Source organism: Vibrio sp. 1562 (genome assembly GCF_033340155.1).
GTDB lineage: Bacteria > Pseudomonadota > Gammaproteobacteria > Enterobacterales > Vibrionaceae > Vibrio > Vibrio alginolyticus.
This window is the reverse complement of the sequence record NZ_JAWOVY010000761.1, coordinates 1-521: the sequence shown is the minus strand read 5'-3', so window position 1 is coordinate 521 and position 521 is coordinate 1. Positions and strand designations below refer to the sequence as shown.

At 45.1% G+C, this 521-nt stretch carries 1 protein-coding gene; it reads right to left on the bottom strand.

Annotation, left to right across the window (positions count from 1 at the left end):
• The coding region (locus R7Z49_RS27505; RefSeq protein ID WP_318112836.1) for a DedA family protein at positions 1–437 on the bottom strand (437 nt) is incomplete at its 3' end.
• Positions 438–521 lie beyond the last annotated feature (84 nt).

Below are 521 nucleotides of genomic sequence, written 5' to 3'. Positions count from 1 at the left end.
AATCCCATCATCAATGGCAAAAGCGAACGCACCACCGGAATGAAACGCGCGCAAAACAATGCAACTAAGCCATGTTTACCCAAAAGAACATCGACTTGTTCGAGTCTTTTCTGTGGGACAGCATTCACCCAGCCTTGAACTTTAGGTAGGCGGTTTAGCCATTTTCCTTGCAAGTATGCCGCCCAACTTCCTAAGCCCGCACTCACAATAATCACCAACATGATGGCAATAGGATCAAGCACGCCCACCGCCGCAAGTGTGCCAGACAACACCACTACGCTATCGCACGGAAATGGCGCAGCAGGAATAAAACCACTTTCCAAAAAGATTAATGTCGCCACGACAATATAAATAATCCCTGCACTTCCTGGCGCCATAAGTGCAGAAAAGTCTTGATGCCAAAAGGCAAGCAAGACGCCCATCATTGAATCAAACATAAAAAAGCTCCTAAACATCACTAAATAACAACAAGGTAGATGCTTAGAACTATCGAGCGTGAATAAACCGATAGATAAGATTAG